Origin of the sequence: Mycobacterium sp. DBP42, assembly GCF_005924235.1 — a bacterium.
Taxonomy (GTDB): Bacteria; Actinomycetota; Actinomycetes; order Mycobacteriales; family Mycobacteriaceae; genus Mycobacterium; species Mycobacterium syngnathidarum.
Window position 1 is genome coordinate 158537 of sequence record NZ_VCMY01000008.1, and the last position, 15192, is coordinate 173728.

The window sequence follows — 15192 nt, forward strand, 5'->3', positions numbered from 1 at the left end:
GCATGGTATTCGGAATCGGCGGGCGGTAATCACACGGGGCGGGGCGCGTTGGTGGATACTGCCGGTGTGTCTGCCGATGTGCTCAATGAGTTGATGCACCTGGTCGCGGTGTCGCCACCGAAGTTGGCCGATGTCAACGCCGCGGTGCGTGAGGTGTGTGCTTCGACGCTAGGGCTGGCGCCCCTGCCTGCCGAGACTCGGGGCGGCGCCGTCGACCCGATGGTGACGGAGTTCGCCGAGCAGTTCAGCATCGACGTCACCGGCATCAACGACGCGCAGCGCGCGGCTTTCTCCGATCTGCTCGGACCCGATGTGTTCACGGTGGCGACCTTGATCTATGTGGCCGACTTCGTGCCGCGGATGCGGGCCGGGCTCACCGCCCTGGGCGTCGATTGGGTCACCGACGACGTGGTCTGGGACCACCAGACCAATCCGGCGGACTATGTGCTGGACACGTTCGTGCCGTCGGTCGGCCGGATGCGCGGATTGGATCCGGTGACCTCCGAGATGGTGCGCCTGCGCGGGGCGCGCCAGCACAACTGCCGGCTGTGCAAGTCACTGCGGGAGTCCGCGGCGCTGGAGGCCGGCGCCACCGAGTCCGACTACGACGCCATCGACGACTTCGAGAACTCGGACCTGTCGGATCGGCACAAGGCCGCACTGCGCTACGTCGACGCACTCATCTGGGCCCCGGCCTAGGTGTCCGGCGACGAACTCCGTCAACACTTTTCGCAGGACGAAGCCGTCGAACTGACCCTCGACGTGATGCGCAATGCGTGCAACAAGGTGGCTGTCGCACTGGGTGCCGACGCCGCGCGCATCGACGAAGGCACCGAGGAGTACCGGCTGGGCCCCGACGGGCAGCCGATCTACAGCTGAGGGTTATCGGGGTTGGCGGCGTGGAGTGCGCGCCGCACCACCCCCAGAACTCCGTCGACCTCGGCTTCGGTGGTCGCCCAGGAACACACGAACCGCACCGTGGGCAGCTGCGGGTCGGGACGGTGCACGGCATACTCAGCGGCGACCGCGGCGTAGACAGCGGGTTCGAGGTCGACGAAGATCTCGTTGGCTTCGGTGGGAGCGGCCAGTCTCAGGCCCAGTGCCCCTAAACCCGTGCTGAGCCGCGCGGCCAGCCGGTTGGCATGGGTGGCGGTCTGCAGCCACAGTCCGTCGCGCAAGATCGCCTCGAACTGGGCCGCGATGAAACGTTGCTTGCTGGCCAGCTGACCGATCTGTTTCTGCACGAAGTGGATGCCGTCGAACAACTCGGGCCGGCGCACCAGGATCGCATCGCCCATCAACATGCCGTTCTTGGTACCGCCGACGGTGATGATGTCGGCGTCGGCGACCGCGCTCCCGGGCGAGGTGCCCGAGGCAGCAATCGCATTCGCAACCCGGGAGCCGTCGACGTGGACGAGGAGATCGAGATCGTGGGCATGGCCGACGAAGTCCTTGACGGCGTGCGGCGTCCAGACGCGGCCGTTCTCGGTGGACTGGGTGATGGTGATGATGCGTGGCTGTGAGTGATGTACCGGCCCGCGGCGGGCTACCGCGGCATCCAGCAGGGCCGGGTCGATCAGGCCGTTGTCACTGGGCAATGGTGTCACCGAGGCACCGGACAGCCGGACCGGTCCACCGGCCTCGTCGAAGAGAGTGTGCGCGACGTCGCTGCACAGGATCTCCTGCCACGGCCGCACTGCCGATGCCAGCGCGATGACGTTGGCCGCCGTGCCGGTGAGCGCGAACAGCACCTCGGCGTCGGGGGCGTCGAACGTGGTCTTGACGGCCTCGGCTGCGCGTTGGGTCAGGTCGTCGTTGCCGTACGACGCGACCGCGCCGTTGTTGGCCTCGGCGATCGCGGCGATCACCGTCGGGTGTGCGGGCGCGGCATTGTCCGAGGCAAACGCGTGAGAAGGCACGTCCGCCATGATCCCACCGACCCGGAAGGCCCATGAAGATCAGTGCCGGGCCTGCCTGCGGCCCCTGACTGGTATTTGGGCCCGCAGCGTGTGCGACCATATTGCCGCGCAGATGCGCCCGGGGGCGGTAGCTCAGTTGGTCAGAGCTGGGGACTCATAATCCCTAGGTCGCGGGTTCGAGCCCCGCCCGCCCCACTGGAAAAGCCCCATCCAACAGCCGGGGCGCCGACGTTGATGGTGTTTCGGTAACGGTTCCGAAAAGTCTTCGAACTGATCAGCGATGTCGTACGTTTGAGGACGACATCGTTGCTTCCCTGGATATGTCCATATTGGCCAAAGCCACAACGACTCAGATCTGACAGCGCAGAGATGGGGGGATAACGAATGCGCATTGTGACGAGGGCGGTCGTCATCGCCGCTGCTTGTGCCCTTGCCGCAGGATGCGGTCAATCGACAGAACAGGCAGCCGAGACCACGTCGGAAAGACCGATGATCACATCGTTTCCTCCGACTCCGCTGAGGCAGAAAACATTGCCTCGGTTGTTGCTTTCGCCCGAACAAATCAATGCGGCCATGTCGGCCGGGGGCATGGCTGTCACCAGTACCGGCTCTCAAATGTCCGACGACAGCGCGACGATGGCGCCCCGAGAGTGCCTCGCGGTTGACGGCTCGGCGCAGGCACCCGTATATGCCGACAGTGGATTCACCGACGAGCAGGAGATGTCGTTGCGGGAGCCCGACGGCACCGCCCACTACGCCAAGCAGGCAGTGGTTCGCTTCGTCGACGCCGACCAGGCCAAGGCTTTTTACGACGCCTCGGTGCGACAGTGGCCGGCGTGCACGAAGTACACCCACACGCAGACCGGAACGAAGTGGGAGGCCGGACCCATTTCCACCGACGGTGGTGTGCTGAGCCTGATCACCACCCAGACCAATGCGCAGGCGGGCGGCTGGGCCTGTGGTCGGGCGTTGTCCGCGAACAACAACATCGTGATCGACGTCAACACCTGCAGTGCCAACCCTGGAGATTCGGCCGTCAATATCGCCAAACAGATTTCGGCGCGGATCGACGCACCGCCGATCGTGTCGTAGGCCCAGCCCGTCCTGCGTTCAGCCGAGGACTCACCTGCCCTCGGAGTCTTTTCCCTCGCGGACCGTGCGGCGGATGTTAGACAGGAGCACGTGCCTGACTGTCAGGGCATCACGCGAGGAGGCCGATATGGCATGGGATTTCAGCACCGAACCGGAGTTTCAGAAGAAGCTCGATTGGGTCAAGCAGTTCTGTGAGGACAAGGTCGAGCCGCTCGACCACGTCTTCCCGTACGCCGTGCGGTCACCCGATCCGGTGGTGAAATCCTATGTCCGCGAGCTGCAACAGGAGGTCAAGGATCAGGGCCTGTGGGCCATCTTTCTGGATCGGGAGCTCGGCGGTCCCGGCTTCGGACAGCTCAAGCTCGGCCTACTGAACGAGATCATCGGCCGATACGCCGGCGCTCCGCACATGTTCGGAGCGTCGGCGCCCGACACCGGCAACATGGAGATGCTCGCCGCCTACGGCACCGACGAACAAAAGGAACGCTGGCTGGTCCCACTGCTCAACCAGGACATGTTCTCGGCATATTCGATGACCGAACCGCAAGGCGGTAGCGACCCCAGTCTGTTCAAGACCCATGCGGTGCGGGACGGCGGCGAATGGGTGATCAACGGCGAGAAGTGGTTCACCTCCGCGGGACGGGTCGCCGACATCTTGTTCGTGATGTGTACCAACGGCATGTTCGTGGTGCCCCGCACGACGCCAGGGGTGGAGATCATGCCCCAGCCGCGAAACCACAACCACATCGTCTACCGCGACGTCCGAGTGCCGCTGGACCACTTGCTCGGCCCGGAGGACGGGGCAAAGGTATTGGCGCAGAGGCGTCTTGGCGGCGGACGGATCCACCACGCCATGCGCACCATCGCTCAGTGCAACCTGGCGTTCGACATGATGTGCGAGCGGGCGCTCAGCCGTCAATCTCACGGCAAGGTCATCTCCGAACATCAGATGGTGCAGGAGAAGATCGCCGAGTCCTACGCGATGATCAAGATGTTGCGGCTGTTCGTATTGGAGACGGCGTGGAAGATCGACCACACCTCGACGCAGGAAGCGCGCACCGAGATCGCCGCCGTGAAATTCACCATGGCTAAAGTGCTGCGTGACGTGTCGTTCAACGCCTTGCACATTCTGGGTTCGCTTGGCACCACGGATCTCACGCCCATTCAGGCGATGTATGCCGGTGCTCCCACCATGGGCATCGCCGACGGAGTCGACGAGGTGCACAAGGCCACCGTGGCGCGTCGGGTGCTGCGGGACTACCACCCTCACGAGGGGAATTTCCCGACCGAGTTCATCCCGTACAAGCGCGAAGAGGCTCGTAGGAAGATGGAACCCGTGCTGGCCGCCCGTCCGGATCTGGCGGCGTCCGCCGAGGCCTACCAGAAGTATTTCGAACGCCACCGCTAGACGCTCGGACACCACCGGCCGCGATGGGCGGGAACGCCCATCGCGGCCGGTGGTGTGACTGTTCTAATACCAGACTTTTCGCCCGCCGACCGGACGGCCGACCGCGCCGAGGATCCAGAGGATGACGCCGATCACCAAGAGGATCCCACCGATGGTGTAGAGGATCGATATACCGGCAAAATAGCCGATCAGCAGAAGGATGATGCCGAGCACGATCATGGTCAATCCGTTCGACGTAGGAACCCCGTGGGGCTGTCGGCGAGAAGAATTGCCCGATCCGTCGATATTCAAACGTCGGATGTGTTGGCGCCGACAGCATCCTCGGCACCACTGCCGTCAGGCCGGCGGCGGCGCCGGCGGTGGTGGCGGGGGAGGCGGAGCCGGAGGCGGCAAGGTGATCGGCGGTAGCCCGGGGATCTCGATGACATTGGGCGGTGGCGGTGGTCCGAGTTCGGCGAGTGTTGGTGGAGGCGGCGGAAGGTCGGGCGGGGGGATGTAGACCGGTGGCGGCACGTACCCCGTGCTGGTGTTGATCGTGATGATCGATCCGGGAATTGTTCTGCCGCTGGGGGTTGTCCCGACGACCGAACCCTTGGTGGCCTCGCTGTTGACGGCTGTGGGTTTGTCAGCCACTCGGAAACCGGCGGCCAACAAGCGCTTACGCGCCTCCTCGACCTTCAGTCCGGTCACGCTGGGTACCTGACCGCCGGGGCCGCCGTCGACATATCGCGGGTCGGTGGGAGGCAGGGCGATCGGACCGAACTTCTCGGCGATGGGATTCATCGCGGCATACCAGGTCAGCGCGGGCTCCGTGCCACCGAAAAGGGTGCCGTTGCCGCACTTTCGCAGTGGGTACGAGCACAGTCCCGAGGGCGACGAGGAGTCGTCGAAGACGTAATTGGCGGCCGCATACTGGTTGGTGAAACCGAGGAATCCCGATGACCGGTGGGCTTCGGTGGTGCCGGTCTTACCCGACATCGGCAGCTTCCAGCCCACTGAACTCGCTGCACCGGTGGCGGTTCCGCCCGAGTGGTCTTTGCCCAGTGCATTGGCCAACGTGTTGGCAAGGCCCTCGGGCACCGCCTGGTCGCAGGGCACCGTCTCCACGCCCACTTCACGTCCGTGCCGGTCGAAGATCTTGTCGATCGGGCTCGGTGGGCACCACATACCGCCCGAGGCCAGGGTCGCCCCGACATTCGCCAACTCGAGTGCGTTGAGCTCGAAGGGGCCGAGCGTGAAGGATCCGATGTTCTGCCGCTTGACGTAATCGGCGATGCTCTCGTTGGAGTCGGGGTTGTAATCGCGCGCAGTGCCGGGTTCGGCGTAGGACCGCAAGCCCAACCGCACCGCCATGTCCACCGCCCGCGGTACCCCGATCTGTGAGATCAGTTTGGCGAACGCGGTGTTGGGTGATTGTGCCAGCGCGTCGGTGACATTGAGCGGGCTGCGGAAGCCGTGCGCGTTGCGCACACACCAGGTTTCCCTGGGGCAGCCGGGGGTGTCGCTGCTGCCCAGCCCTTTGCCCATGAACGTCCCGGGGACATCGAGTTGAGTGTTGATGCCCATGCCCATCTCCATGGCGGCCGCGGTGGTGAAGATTTTGAAGATGGACCCGGCACCGTCACCGACCAACGAAAAAGGTTGCGGCTGCACCGTCTGATTGGCATCGAGGTCGAGTCCGTACGTGCGGCTGTCACCCATCGCGACCACTCGATGGGTGTCTTTGCCCGGCGTGATCACGCTCATCACGCTGGCGACACCCGCGGCGTCGGAGTCTGCGTACTTGTCCAGCGCTGCCTTGACGCTGTCCTGAACCTTGGGGTCCAACGTGGTGCGGATCAGATACCCGTTGCGGGCGACGTCTTCCATCGTGAGCCCGGCGCGCGCCAGGTACTGCAGGACATATTCGCAGAAGAAGGCGCGGTCGCCTGCGGCGATGCAGCCCTCCGGGAGGGGCTCGGCCTGACGCAGTACACCCAGGGGTTCGGCTTTTGCGGCGCGAAGCTCTTCAGCCCGGTCCGGGAGATAGTCGATCAGGGTGTCGAGCACGACGTTGCGGCGGGCGAGGGCACCGTCGGGGTTGGTGTAGGGATCCAACGCGGTGGTGGACCGCACCACGCCGGCCAACAGGGCCGCTTGCGGCCAGGTGAGGTCGGCGGCATCGACGCCGAAGTAAGTGCGCGCCGCGTCCTGAACCCCGAAGGCGCCGTTGCCGAATGACACCAGATTGAGATATCGGGCCAAGATCTCTCCCTTGGGGAGGGCCTTGTCCATCGCCAGCGCGATCCTGATCTCGCGCACCTTACGGGCGGGGCTGATCTCGACGGCGGCTCGGCGCTCGGCGTCGGTCTTCGCATTGACCAGCAGGTTGTAGTTCTTGACGTACTGCTGCTCGAGGGTCGACCCGCCGCGCACGTTTTCGATGCCGCGCAGGTATCCGATCAGTCCGTTCAGCGTTCCCTGGACGTCCACCCCGTTGTGTTCGGCGAAGCGCTTGTCCTCCACCGACACGATCGCCAGCTTGATGGTGTCGGCGATGCGATCGCTGGGTACCACCCACCGGCGCTGCTCATAGAGCCACGCGATCGGTTCGCCCGAGGTGTCGACCATGGTGGTGACGATCGGCGCCTCGCCTTCGAGGACCTGAGCCGAATCCTGTGCCACGGTGTCGGAGAGTCGCGCGGTCATGATGCCGATACCGCCGACGACGGGGAACATCAACACCGCCGCAAGCAATCCGGCCAGCACACAGTGCAGGGCCAGCTTGGCAACCGTGGACCGCGAACCCGCGGACGGGCCGGACATGCCCTCTAGCGTAAGGGGATCAGTGGTCGGCGATGGGTAGATCGCACGCAACACGTTGGCTACGTTGTGATTTCATAACGCCTAGGTATCCGTCCTGATGGACAGCATGCGGATGACGCCGGCAACAGTCAGCGCTACGGCGCCTGGTGCGCAACCTGCGCGAAAGGGCGTCGCTAACGATCTCCGCGACTGCATTCGGGATTCGCCGGTTTGGCCGCCCACCTCTTGCCCGGCAGCGCTTGTGTTCAAAGTGGCGGATCACTGCTTGATCTTGACTGGAATCCGACACCTAGACGACGCGGCGTGCGCTAAGCGTTCGACCGTTCCCGTTCCCGCGCCAGTGCCTGCGCCACCACGCCGCGGGGCGGGCGCTGGCGGACCAGCTGTGGCCACCAGAACCAACGGCCCATCAACGCCGCGATCGACGGTGTCATGAACGACCGGATCACCAAAGTGTCGAACAGCAGGCCCAATCCGATCGTCGAACCCACCTGGGCCACCACGATCATCTCGCTGACCACCATCGACATCATGGTGAAGGCGAACACCAGCCCGGCCGCGGTCACCACCGACCCGCTGCCACCCATGGCCCGGATGATGCCGGTGTTGATCCCGGCCGGCAGTTCCTCTTTGAGCCGGGCCACCAACAGCAGGTTGTAGTCCGCACCGACGGCCAGCAGCACGATCACCGCCATGGCCATCACCATGAAGTGCAACTCGATCCCGAGCAGGTGCTGCCACACCAGGACCGACAGGCCGAACGAGGTTCCGAGGGACACCAGGACCGTGCCGACGATCACCGCGGCGGCCACCACGCTGCGCGTGATGATCAGCATGATGATGAAGATCAGGCACAGCGCCGAGATGCCGGCGATGATCAGGTCGTAGTTGTTGCCTTCCTGCATGTCCTTGAAGGCCGAGGCGGTGCCGCCCATGTAGATCTTGGAGCCCTCCCACGGGGTGTTCTTCATGGCCTCTTTGGCGGCCAATTTGATCCCATCGATGAGCTTGATGCCTTCCGGCGTCAGCGGGTCACCCTCGTGCGAGATGATGAAGCGCACCGCTTTGCCGTCGGGAGAGATGAAGCTCTTCATGCCCCGCTTGAAGTCGGCGTTGTTGAAGATCTCCGGCGGCAGATAGAAGGTGTCGTCGTTCTTGGCGTCGTTGAATGCCGTACCCATGGCGGTCTGGTTGTCCTGCATCGCTGCCATCTGATCCTGCAGACCCTTCTGGGTCTGATACATGGTCAGCATCATGGTCTTCATGGTCCGCATGGTTTCGATCTGCGGCTGCATCATCGTCGCCATCTGAGGCATCAGGTCATCGAGCCGGTGCATGTCGGGCATCAGTTGCTCGATGCTCTCGGTCATCGTGTCGACACCGTCGAGGCCGTCGAACACCGAACGCATCGAGGCGCACACCGGGATGTTGTAGCAGTGCGGTTCCCAATACAGGTAGTTGCGCAGCGGCCGCAGGAAATCGTCGAAATCGGAGATGTGGTCCCGGAGTTCCTTGACGTCGACGACCATCGTGTCCATCTTGCCGACCATGTTGTGCGTGATGGAGCTCATCTCCTCCATCAGCACGATCATCCGGTCCATCGTGTTGATGGTCTTCTGCATCTCGTCGGCCTGCAGCAGCATGTCATCGGCGCGGTCGGTGAGGTATTTGCGGTTCATGGTCTGCATGACCCCGCCCATACTCATCTGGGCCGGAATCGTGCTGAACTCCAGCGGCTCACCCTGCGGGCGGGTGATGGCCTGCACGCTGCCCACCCCGGACACCTCGAAGACGCGTTTGGCGATCCTGTCGATCACCAGGAAGTCCGCCGAATTGCGTACGTCGTGGTCGGTTTCGATGAGCAGCAACTCGGGATTCATCTTCGCCGCCGAGAAGTGCCGGTCAGCTGCGGCGTAGCCCTCCTGGGCGGGCAGGTCGGTGGGCAGATAGTTGCGGTCGTTGTAATTGGTCCGATACCCCGGCAGCGTGAGCAGCCCCACCAACGACAGCAGGATGGTGCCCAGCAGCACCGGACCCGGCCAGCGCACGACGAAGGCTCCCAGGCGCCGCCAGAAGCGGATGCGCATGGCGCGTTTGGGCTCGAGCACCTTGCCGAACCGGCTGGCCACCGTGATGATCGCGGGCCCCAGCGTGAGTGCCGCCAACACCGTGACCGTCATACCCACTGCCATCGGGATGCCGAGAGTCTGGAAATACGGCAATCGGGTGAAATGCAGACACAGTGTCGCGCCCGCGATCGTCATACCGGAGCCGAGCACCACGTGCGCGGTGCCGTGGAACATCGTGTAGTACGCCTGTTCTCGGTCCTCGCCGACACTGCGGGCCTCCTGATATCGGCCGATCAGGAAGATCGCGTAGTCGGTGGCCGCGGCGATCGCGAGGGTGACCAGGAGCTGAGTGGCGAAGGTCGAGAGGCCGATCAGGTTGTGGTAGCCGAGGAAGGCGACGAACCCGCGGGCGGCCGACAGTTCGACCACCACCATCGCCAGCACCAGGATCACGGTGATGATCGACCGGTACACCAGCAGCAGCATCGTGATGATGACCGCGAAGGTGACGCCTTCGATGATCTTGACGCTGCGGTCACCGGAGATCTGCTGATCGGCGGCCAGTGCGGTGGGCCCGGTGACGTACACCTTGAGCCCGGGCGGCGGAGACAGCTCCTTGATGAGCTTCTGGACGGCCTCCACCGACTCGTTGGCCAGCGCCTCACCCATGTTGCCGGCCAGGTAGACCTGCACATACGCCGCTTTACCGTCGTTGCTCTGGGCGCCGGCCTCGGTCAGCGGATCGCCCCAGAAATCCTGGACGTGCTCGACATGCTTCTTGTCGGCTTCCAGCCGGTCGACCATGTCGTTGTAGAAGCGGTGCGCATCGTCGCCGAGCTTGTTCCCGTCCCCCTGGGCCTCCAGCACGATCATCGCCGAACTGTCGGAGTGGAACTCGTCGAACACCTTGCCGACGCGCTTCATCGCGATCACCGACGGTGCCTCGTCGGGGCTCATCGACACTGAGCGCATCTGACCCACCACCTCGAGCGGGGGGACGGTGGCGCTCAGAAACGCCAGCAGTGCGATCCAGCCGACGATCACCGGAATGGCGAATCGACGGATCCATCGAGCGATCCCCTTGTGGGGAGCTCTGGAATCGGCCATCAGGAACCCTTGGTGGTCGGTGGGGTGAGCACGATGCAGCAGTTGGGCATTGTGCGAAGGCTTACCTTACTACGTGGTGTCGTTTCCCCGTCTTACCAGACCGGCAGGGGCGGCGGACAGTCAGCCGTCTCCAGCAGGCACTACACGCCGGCCGGTTCGCTCTGGTCGACACGTCCCAGCCGCCACCGTCCCTCGCCGAGTAGTTCCAGGTGGGTGGTGTGGTGGCGATGCACCGTGGTGCGGTGGGTGACGCTGACCAACACCGTATCGGGCAGTTCCCGTCGGATCAGACTGTAGATCATGAATTCCAGCGGCTCGTCGAGCGCGGAGGTGGCCTCGTCGAGGAAGACCACCTTGGGTTTGGTCAGCAGCACCCGGGCGAATGCCACGCGCTGCTGCTCGCCGGGGGAGAGCACCTTGGCCCAGTCGCCGTCCTCGTCGAGCCGGTCGACGTAGCGCGGCAGGGCGACCGCGAGCAGGGCATCGCGCAGCGCCTCGTCGGGTAGGTGGCCCGGCTGGTGCGGGTAGGACACCACGGTTCGCAGATCGCCCAACGGAACGTAGGGCACCTGCGACAGATACAGCGTCTCGTCATCGCCCTGCGGGCAGCGCACCGAGCCCGAAGCGTAGGGCCACAGCTGGGCGATGCTGCGCAACAGGGTCGTCTTGCCGGTGCCCGACTTGCCGGTGATGATCATCGCCTCGCCGACGCCCAGCGACAGGCTCAGATCCTCGATCAACTGCTCGCCGGCCGGGTTGCGGACCTCGACATCGCCGAGCTCGACCAGGCTGTCGGTGCCCGCGGCGAGGCCGACGACATCAAGCTGGGGAAGCGCGCGGCTCTGCTCGTCGGCGGTGACCAACCCGTGCAGACGGATGATCGATGCGCGGTAGCCGGCGAACGTGTCATACGAATTGCGGAAGAAGGACAGCGCATCCTGGATGGCGCCGAAGGCGGCCACCGATTGGTTGACCGTCCCGAGCTGGATCTGGCCGCTGAACAACCGCGGCGCCTGCAGGGCCCACGGCAGCGGGATGATGATGTGGTTCATCGACAGGTTCCATCCGGTGAACACCATGGTCCGATTGATGAAGTGCCGGTAGTTGCTGACGACGGCGCGGAAGCGTTCCCGCAACTGTGACCGCTCGACGTTCTCGCCGCGGTACAACGCGACCGACTCGGCGGCGTCGCGCAGGCGCACCAGCGCGTAACGGAATGCGGCGTTGAACTTTTCGTTGTTGAACGACAGCCGGATCAACGGACGGCCGAGCGCGAAGGCGATCACGGTGGCGAAGGCGACGTAGACGAACACCGACCAGAACATCGCCCGCGGTATCTCGATGCCGAACACGCTGAGGTCGCCCGAGAGGTTCCACAGGATCGAGGTGAACGAGACGACCGAGACGATCGACGAGATCGCCCCGAACGGCAGCGTGCCATTGCTGGTTTGGTGCGGGGTGTTGGGTTGTGGGCCCGACAGTGCGGTGAACACGTCGATGTCGGACTGGATGCGCTGATCGGGGTTGTCGATGGTCTGGTCGATGAACCGGGAACGGTAGTAGGCGCGTCCGTCGAGCCAGTCGCCGGTGAGCCGGTCGGTCAGCCAGGTCCGCCAGGCCAGCATGAAGCGCTGCGTCATGAACAGGTCGACCAGCACCCGGGTGACCAGGATCGCCGCCAGCACCGAGAAGATGAGCAATGCGGTCCAGAAGCCCCTGACACCGGAGGCTCTCACCGCGTCGTCGCCGGTGGCCCAACCTTGCACCGCGACCTGCGCGGCGGAGTACAGGTCGTTGCTCTGATAGCTGAACAACACCGCCAGCCGCACCCCGACGATCACCGACAGCAACATCGCGGCCAGCGTCAGCCAGGGCTTGAGGCTGTGGCCTCCGGTGAAGTAGGCCCCGGTGACGGTCCAGAACTGCCGGCCCCACGTGGTGTAACGGGCGAGCAGGGTCAGCACCGCCATGGTGCAGATCGCGGTGACGGTCCAGGCTTGGGCCAGCCACCACAGGGAGTGCAGCAGTTCGGTGCCCCAATCGATCGAGGGCGAGAACGGTTTCAGATCACTCACCAGGGCCCCTCCTGATCCGCCGACGGACCTGCGTGAAGCTACCGCACCCAGGGATCGAGTCGTGGGCGCTACGCCGCAGTGATCCGCCCGGGACAATCCGGGGCGTTGAGCCGGATCCCGCGCCAAGATCAGCATTTATAGGTACGGTTGCATATGTCGCACCTCTTCGCGAATGTGAGGAAAACCGTTGGTGCTCTATGTGTTTCGTTGTGCGTCCGGCTGTGCTTCCATCGAGCGGCGATTTTCGATGAACTCCCGCCCCGACGTGGTCGACTGTCCGAGCTGTGGCGGGCCCGCACGCCGAACGATCTGCTCACCGAACCTCAGCCGTGCCGACACCTCCGCCATGGCACTTCAGGACGCCACCCGCGCGACCGCCGATCGTCCGACGGTCACCGCCGGCCCGCCACCGGGCACCCGGCGACGGAAAGTAACCACCAACCCACTTCATCAAAAGTTGCCCCGCCCCTGAAGGAGGATCAATGCCCGAGGTTGTCTTCCCGCTCGACTCGACCAAGAAGTTCACCGATCAGGAAAAACTCGGCCACAACCGGTGGCATCCCGACATCCCGGCGGCGGTGACGGTCAAACAGGGCGATTCGTTCCGGGTGCACTGCCGCGAATGGTTCGACGGTGCCATCGTCAACGACGATTCTGCCGACGACATCCTCAACGCTCCGTTGACGACGGTGCACGTGCTCTCGGGCCCGATCGCCGTCGAGGGCGCCAAGCCGGGCGATCTGCTGATCGTCGACATCCTCGACGTCGGCCCTATTCCGCAAGAGGATTCGGGGCCGCTGGCCGGTCAGGGCTGGGGCTACACCGGCATCTTCCCCAAGCTCAACGGCGGCGGCTTCCTCACCGACCAGTTCCCTGACGCGTACAAGGCGATCTGGGACTTCTCCGGACAAAAGGCCACGTCGCGTCACGTGCCGCAGGTGGAGTTCACCGGCATCGTGCACCCCGGTCTGATGGGCACCGCGCCCTCGCGCGGGCTGCTGGCCAAGTGGAACACGCGCGAAGCCGCGCTGATCGCCACCGATCCCGACCGCGTGCCGCCGCTGGCCCTGCCCCCCGAACCGCGCGACGCGATCCTCGGCGGACTGACCGGTGACGCCGCCACCTCGGCGGCGGCCGAGGCCGCCCGCACCGCGCCGCCGCGCGAGAACGGCGGCAACCAGGACATCAAGAACCTCACCAAGGGCAGCCGGGTGTTCTATCCGGTGTTCGTCGACGGGGCCAACCTGTCAGTCGGCGATCTGCACTTCTCCCAGGGCGACGGCGAGATCACCTTCTGCGGCGCCATCGAGATGGGCGGGTTCATCGACCTGCGCGTCGACGTCATTCCCGGCGGCATGGAGACCTATGGGGTGAGCGAGAACGCCATATTCATGCCCGGCAACACCGATCCGCAGTACTCCGAATGGCTGGCGTTCTCCGGTACGTCGGTGACCCTAGACGGCGAGCAGCGCTACCTGGACTCCCACCTGTCCTACCAGCGGGCCTGCCTGCATGCGATCGACTATCTGACCAAGTTCGGCTACAGCCCCGAGCAGGCGTACCTGCTGCTGGGCGCCGCGCCCATCGAAGGACGGCTGTCCGGTGTCGTCGACATCCCGAATGCCTGTGCGACGGTGTACATTCCGACGGCCATCTTCGATTTTCCGATCGCACCGTCGGCGACCGGGCCGGTGCAGATCGCCCCGGGCATCGGAGCTCCGCACTCGTCGTTCGGCTGACGGCGCACGTATATCCTCGTCACCGGACCCCGATTCGCCGCGCCGGTGCGGCACGGTCGGCGGACCGTTGACAGTCGGGGAGGGCTGAAAGGATCGTGCAATGACGCCGCCTCCCGGTGCCTCGCGCCTCGGCACCCGGTTCGGGCCGTACGAACTGAAGTCGCTGATCGGCGTCGGTGGAATGGGCGAGGTGTACCGCGCCTACGACACCGTCAAGGAACGCATGGTGGCGGTCAAACTGCTGCGCACCGAGATCGCCGCCGACACCAGCTTTCAGGAGCGGTTCCGCCGCGAGTCCCGCGTGGCGGCGCGCCTGCAGGAGCCGCACGTGATCCCGGTGCACGACTTCGGCGAGATCGACGGTGTGCTGTACATCGACATGCGACTGGTGGAGGGCGCCAGCGTCAAGGAGCTGCTGCGGACCAACGGCCCCCTCGCGCCGGTGCGGGCCACGGGGATCGTCGCCCAGGTCGCCTCGGCGCTGGATGCGGCGCACGCCGACGGTCTGGTGCATCGCGACATCAAACCGGAGAACGTCCTACTCACCTCCGATGACTTCGCGTACCTGGTGGACTTCGGCATCGCCCACGTCGGAGGTGAGGCCAGCGTCACGATGACGGGCGTGCTGATCGGATCGAGCGCTTACATGGCGCCGGAGCGCTTCTCCGGTGGCCCGGTGGGTCCCGCGGCCGACGTGTACGCGCTGACCTGCCTGCTCTACGAGATGCTGATCGGCCGGCCACCGTTCGAGACGGGTGATCTGCGACAGCTGATGAGCGCCCACATGTTCTCCCCACCGCCACGGCCGAGCATCATGCGCCGCGGTATCCCGCGCGCGTTCGACGACGTCGTCGCCAAGGGCATGGCCAAGGACGCCGCCGACCGCTATCCCAGTGCCGGGGAACTGGCCAGGGCCGCCCGCGACGCGGCCGGTTCTGTGGCGGGCATCGCGTCGGCCCCGCCGCCACCGCTGCCGCC

Annotated in this window: 9 protein-coding genes, 1 tRNA gene and 1 pseudogene; 6 read left to right on the forward strand and 5 right to left on the reverse strand. The window is 65.0% G+C overall.

Annotation, left to right across the window (positions count from 1 at the left end; all coding sequences use genetic code 11):
• Positions 1-93 precede the first annotated feature (93 nt).
• Positions 94-879: pseudogene (locus tag E0T84_RS11600) on the forward strand (carboxymuconolactone decarboxylase family protein).
• Here E0T84_RS11600 and E0T84_RS11605 read toward each other — a convergent pair.
• Positions 870-1928, reverse strand: a complete 1059-nt coding sequence (locus E0T84_RS11605) for a low specificity L-threonine aldolase (RefSeq protein ID WP_138744518.1) — start codon at positions 1926-1928, stop codon at positions 870-872. The pseudogene E0T84_RS11600 and the gene E0T84_RS11605 overlap by 10 nt on opposite strands.
• Before the next feature lie 112 nt (positions 1929-2040).
• Between E0T84_RS11605 and E0T84_RS11610 the strand changes: the two genes are divergently transcribed.
• The 3 genes from E0T84_RS11610 (at position 2041) to E0T84_RS11620 (ending at position 4419) form a co-directional block, all read left to right on the forward strand.
• Positions 2041-2114: transfer RNA gene (locus tag E0T84_RS11610), tRNA-Ile, on the forward strand.
• A gap of 294 nt (positions 2115-2408) precedes the next feature.
• Entirely contained in the window at positions 2409-3011 is a 603-nt protein-coding gene (locus tag E0T84_RS11615) for a sensor domain-containing protein (protein ID WP_083339160.1), read from the forward strand.
• 127 nt (positions 3012-3138) lie between these two features.
• Positions 3139-4419 carry an acyl-CoA dehydrogenase family protein gene (locus tag E0T84_RS11620; protein ID WP_070943404.1) on the forward strand — a complete coding sequence of 427 codons (1281 nt, stop codon included), beginning with the start codon at positions 3139-3141 and terminating at the stop codon, positions 4417-4419.
• 63 nt (positions 4420-4482) lie between these two features.
• Here the strand turns inward: E0T84_RS11620 and E0T84_RS11625 are convergent, their stop codons facing one another.
• From E0T84_RS11625 to E0T84_RS11640, 4 genes are all read right to left on the reverse strand, one after another.
• Positions 4483-4638 carry a hypothetical protein gene (locus tag E0T84_RS11625; RefSeq protein WP_110765202.1) on the reverse strand — a complete coding sequence of 52 codons (156 nt, stop codon included), beginning with the start codon at positions 4636-4638 and terminating at the stop codon, positions 4483-4485.
• A 117-nt stretch (positions 4639-4755) separates the two neighbouring features.
• Positions 4756-7224, reverse strand: coding sequence for a transglycosylase/D,D-transpeptidase PonA2 (gene ponA2 / locus E0T84_RS11630; protein WP_075909549.1), 2469 nt, complete (start codon positions 7222-7224; stop codon positions 4756-4758).
• Between the two features lie 308 nt (positions 7225-7532).
• The gene (locus tag E0T84_RS11635; RefSeq protein ID WP_070186961.1) at positions 7533-10400 is read right to left on the reverse strand and encodes an RND family transporter; all 2868 of its coding nucleotides are present in this window, start codon (positions 10398-10400) and stop codon (positions 7533-7535) included.
• A 140-nt stretch (positions 10401-10540) separates the two neighbouring features.
• Positions 10541-12475 carry an ABC transporter ATP-binding protein/permease gene (locus E0T84_RS11640; protein WP_138744519.1) on the reverse strand — a complete coding sequence of 645 codons (1935 nt, stop codon included), beginning with the start codon at positions 12473-12475 and terminating at the stop codon, positions 10541-10543.
• 482 nt (positions 12476-12957) lie between these two features.
• Here E0T84_RS11640 and fmdA point away from each other — a divergent pair, with 482 nt between their 5' ends.
• Together fmdA and E0T84_RS11655 are read left to right on the forward strand one after the other, a co-directional pair.
• A complete protein-coding gene (fmdA, locus tag E0T84_RS11650) occupies positions 12958-14214 on the forward strand; it encodes a formamidase (RefSeq protein ID WP_075909552.1) in 1257 nt (418 codons plus the stop codon).
• 100 nt (positions 14215-14314) lie between these two features.
• Positions 14315-15192, forward strand: an 878-nt coding sequence (locus E0T84_RS11655) for a serine/threonine-protein kinase (RefSeq protein WP_171054988.1), incomplete at its 3' end; no start/stop codon positions are given.

What these genes read in the sequence shown, in the direction of transcription:
- E0T84_RS11620 (WP_070943404.1), top strand. Translation starts at nt 3,139, where the DNA reads ATGGCATGGGATTTCAGCACCGAACCGGAGTTTCAGAAGAAGCTCGAT.
- E0T84_RS11625 (WP_110765202.1), bottom strand. Translation starts at nt 4,638, where the DNA reads ATGATCGTGCTCGGCATCATCCTTCTGCTGATCGGCTATTTTGCCGGT.
- ponA2 (WP_075909549.1), bottom strand. Translation starts at nt 7,224, where the DNA reads ATGTCCGGCCCGTCCGCGGGTTCGCGGTCCACGGTTGCCAAGCTGGCC.
- E0T84_RS11605 (WP_138744518.1), bottom strand. Translation starts at nt 1,928, where the DNA reads ATGGCGGACGTGCCTTCTCACGCGTTTGCCTCGGACAATGCCGCGCCC.
- E0T84_RS11635 (WP_070186961.1), bottom strand. Translation starts at nt 10,400, where the DNA reads ATGGCCGATTCCAGAGCTCCCCACAAGGGGATCGCTCGATGGATCCGT.
- fmdA (WP_075909552.1), top strand. Translation starts at nt 12,958, where the DNA reads ATGCCCGAGGTTGTCTTCCCGCTCGACTCGACCAAGAAGTTCACCGAT.
- E0T84_RS11615 (WP_083339160.1), top strand. Translation starts at nt 2,409, where the DNA reads ATGATCACATCGTTTCCTCCGACTCCGCTGAGGCAGAAAACATTGCCT.